The organism is Synechococcus sp. H55.9 (genome assembly GCF_047462355.1).
Classification (GTDB): Bacteria; Cyanobacteriota; Cyanobacteriia; order Thermostichales; family Thermostichaceae; genus Thermostichus.
Genome location: NZ_JANSJB010000132.1, coordinates 1 through 3440, shown reverse-complemented (window position 1 = coordinate 3440; position 3440 = coordinate 1). Strand labels below are relative to the sequence as shown.

Annotated in this window: 3 protein-coding genes; all 3 read right to left on the bottom strand. The window is 60.8% G+C overall.

Going from position 1 to position 3440, the window contains the following annotated elements; translation table 11 throughout:
- Nucleotides 1-1517 (bottom strand): UPF0182 family protein (locus tag NW857_RS12280; protein ID WP_414369106.1); only part of this gene is annotated, 1517 nt, incomplete at its 3' end.
- A 4-nt stretch (nt 1518-1521) separates the two neighbouring features.
- The gene (locus NW857_RS12275) at nt 1522-2892 is read right to left on the bottom strand and encodes a TIGR03279 family radical SAM protein (RefSeq protein WP_414369105.1); all 1371 of its coding nucleotides are present in this window, start codon (nt 2890-2892) and stop codon (nt 1522-1524) included.
- A gap of 20 nt (nt 2893-2912) precedes the next feature.
- Nucleotides 2913-3200 (bottom strand): DUF2103 domain-containing protein, encoded by a 288-nt coding sequence (locus NW857_RS12270; protein ID WP_414369103.1) that lies wholly within the window; start codon nt 3198-3200, stop codon nt 2913-2915.
- Between the last annotated feature and the right edge of the window lie 240 nt (nt 3201-3440).

The following is a 3440-nucleotide window of genomic DNA, read 5'->3' as shown; positions in this document are numbered from 1 at the left end:
AGGTGGGGGATGGGCACGCCGCCCGTGCCGCGGTAGCTGCTGTAGACATAGCGATCGGCAGCGGGATAGTCCAGCTCCCTTGCCTCGGCTCCCACAAACACGTCGGTAGTGGTCAGCTCGCCGTAGTAGAGAGCCGGCTGATCCACTTCCAGCACCTGCGCCACCTCCGGGTAGCGGGGAGAAACCCGCGGTGGGATATCCGAGAGAAAAAAGTCCGGCAGTCCCTCTGGGGTAACCACGTTCACCGGGCTGAGGGTGAGGCCATAGCCGTGGGTGTAGAAAAACCGCTGGTTAACCCAAGTTTGGGCCGTAGGCGGCACCTGGGCAAAGTCCAATTCCCGCGCAGCGTGCATCACCTGGCGCAGTTCCCCGCCAATGCGGTAGCGATCTACATTCACATAGGGAAACTGGTAGTAGGGACGGATCTCCTGCAGTTGGCGATAGGTGGCCAAGAGGGGCTCCGTATCCCAAAGACGCACGTTGCGCAGGGTGGATTGATTTTGCTGCAGCGTTGCCAGCGTCAGGGATCCCTCTTCTGGAAAGGGCTTTACCTCCACCTCGGCCAGGCCAAAGCCGGCGCGGGTAAAGCGGATGTTGTGCTCAATGTAGGGGCGCTCCAGCTCTAGCTCGTTGGGCGTGACCAAAAGGGTTTGCACCAGTTGCGGGTAAAGCCGGGTGGTCAGCAGCCCAAACCCCAGGTAGGCCCCCCACAGCAGAGCCGGTGCCAGCAGGGAACTGGCCCAGGCAGGGCACCAGGATTTGAAAAAGGGAAGGCGGAGGCGGATCCCTTGGCGGGCCAAAACCCAGAAGCCAATGGCCGTCAGGAAAGCCACCCCGCTCATTAGAGTGGTGGCTGGCAGGGTGGCGTGGACATCGGTAAAACCGGCGCCAAAGACGACGCTGCGGGTGGAGTAGAGCAGCTCATAGCGCTCCAGCCAGTGGCCCCAGGCGCGAATTAAGAACAGGGATCCCGCCAGGATCAGCAAGTGCCGCTGGGCAAACAGGGAAAGGGCCAGCGTCAGCCGCTGCTCCGATAGCCCTAGCTCCACCAGGTAGATGAGCGCTGTCGTGATCAGAGTGAGCAGCACCAAGTTGAAGCACCAGTGCTGCAGCGTCTCCCAAAAGGGCAGGCCGAAAAGAAAAAAGCCCAGATCGCGCCTAAAAATCGGATCCGACTCCCCCACAGGCACTTGGTGCAGCCAGAGCAGCAGCGCGAACCAGTGCTGAGAAAGAGACCAGGCCAAGCAGCCGCTCAACCCCAGAGCAATGGCCCAGGCCCAGGCTGTGTTGGCGCCCCGCCAGCAGGCGCGGATGTTGGATCCCACCACCGCCAGGGCAAAGACAAAGGCGCCTAGGCCCAGCCCCCAGCGAGCCATCACCCGCGTCCACAGCACCGGCAGGGCGTTCAGCTCGGCAAACCAGGCCAGATCTACATAAAAGGCCGCCAAGCCGCTGATGGCCAGGATCCCTAGCCCCACCCAAAGTAACAGGAGCAACCCTCGCCGCAACCGCTCCATGGACTCAGGGCATCCCACTCAAACTCGCTCTTGATCCTAGCCCTTGCACCGCCTCCAGCAAGCCCGCCGGCCCGCCGTCCACCCGCACCACCGGGATCCCGACTTGGGCCTGCAACTCTTGCCAGCTCAGATCGTCTAGAAAGCGCTCCCCATCCTTAAGAGCAATCTGGGGCAAAAGTAGCCCATCGTAACTTGCCAAGTTTTCAACGGATTTCAAAGCGCTGAGGATGTCCTGCCCTGTCAGCAGCCCGGTTACCGTCAGGGTCTGTCCCCAGAATTGGCTGGCAATGGGCAACAGATCCAACTGCAGCCCCCGAATGCCGTTCATCCGCTTGACCACGGGCTGGAAGGCCTGTTCCACGGCGTTGCCCACCACCCAGAGAACTTTGAGGGGAGCAGGGATCCCAGCCGGCAGCCGCACCTGCTCGAACTCGCTCAAGAACAAGCGCAGGGATCCCACTCCATTGCCCAGTTGGGGGTAATCTTCGTAGTGCTCTGCCGGCGGCAATTCCCGACCCGCCAGCAGATACCACTCATCAGCCAGCCAGGCAAAGGCGGATCCCAATTCTTGCCGAAACTGCGCCTGCAGCGCTTCCACCTGCGCAATCACCTCCGCCGCTTTGGCAGCATCCACCGGGATTAGCTCATCATTGGGGGGGCGAAAGCGGGTTAGCCCCACCGGCACCACCGCCGCCGAGAGGACGGTCGGGATCCCTTCGACGGGTTGGCCAAAAGCGGCCAAGTCCAGAAGGGTGCGAGTTAGCTGCTCCCCATCGTTCCAGCCTGGGCAGACCACCACCTGGGCATGCAGTTGCAGTCGGTGTTGGCGAAACCAGGCCAACTGCTCCAGGATCAAACCGGCACGCGGGTTTTTGAGCAGGCGGCTGCGCAGCTCCGGCTCCGTGGCATGAACCGAGACATAGAGAGGAGAAAGGCGCAGGCGGGCGATACGCTCCCACTCGGCAGTGGTCAGGTTGGTAAGGGTGAGGTAGCTGCCGTAGAGAAAGCTGAGGCGGTAGTCGTCGTCTTTGAGGTGCAGCGTTGCCCGCATCTCAGGGGGCTGTTGGTCGATAAAGCAAAAGGGGCAGGCGTTGTTGCATTGGATGAGACCATCGAACAAAGCCGTCTCAAACTCCAGCCCCAGATCCTCGTCTATGTCTTTTTCCAGCTCAACCGTGCGCTGGATCCCTTGGTTGTCCAGGATCTCCAGGCAGAGATATTCATCAGCACACAAGAAGCGATAGTCAATGAGGTCGCGGGGCCGCTCGCCATTGATGCTCACCAGGGCCTCCCCAGGCCGAATGCCCACCTTTGCCGCCAGGGATCCGGCCACCACAGCGCTGATGCGGGCGGGCTTGAGGCTAGCACGAGACATGGCGCGCCCAGAGCCTAAGTCTACTCCAAACAGCGGCGAATCACTGCTTCCAGCTCCGACTGACTGAGGTCGGTAACCACAAACACCTCTTGCACGCTGCTGCCCTTGCGGGCAACCAACTTGTATCCCCCTCGAATGGGCACCGAAACCCGCAACTGCAACTGCGGGATCCGCCCCCGACTGCAAGATAAGGCACCGGGAGTCACGGTTTTGATGCCCGCTTGCCTGGCCAGGCGCTCCAGGACAGGGATCAGCCCAGAAATGTGAGTGGAGTGGTTCCAAACCAGACGGCCAGAAGGCTCAGACATGGCGGCAACGCAACAGTGAGGGGGGCCAGATCTCTATGCTAGGCTCTTGCCCTTGTAACTGAGAACAAGCAATCCTGTCCCGGCCAGTAATCTAACAAGAACCCTCGTTCTTTAGAGTAGGGAGTATGTCAAAACCCTTCCGCAGGTTGGCTACAACAACACCTGAGTTTTTAACCAACGGGAGCGGAAGAGTTGGGTGACCAAGGAGCCACAACCTCGCCCAAAATGCCTTGGAGCTCC

Excerpts from the sequence above, each read along its gene's own strand:
- NW857_RS12275 (WP_414369105.1), bottom strand. The coding sequence starts at position 2,892 with ATGTCTCGTGCTAGCCTCAAGCCCGCCCGCATCAGCGCTGTGGTGGCC.
- NW857_RS12270 (WP_414369103.1), bottom strand. The coding sequence starts at position 3,200 with ATGTCTGAGCCTTCTGGCCGTCTGGTTTGGAACCACTCCACTCACATT.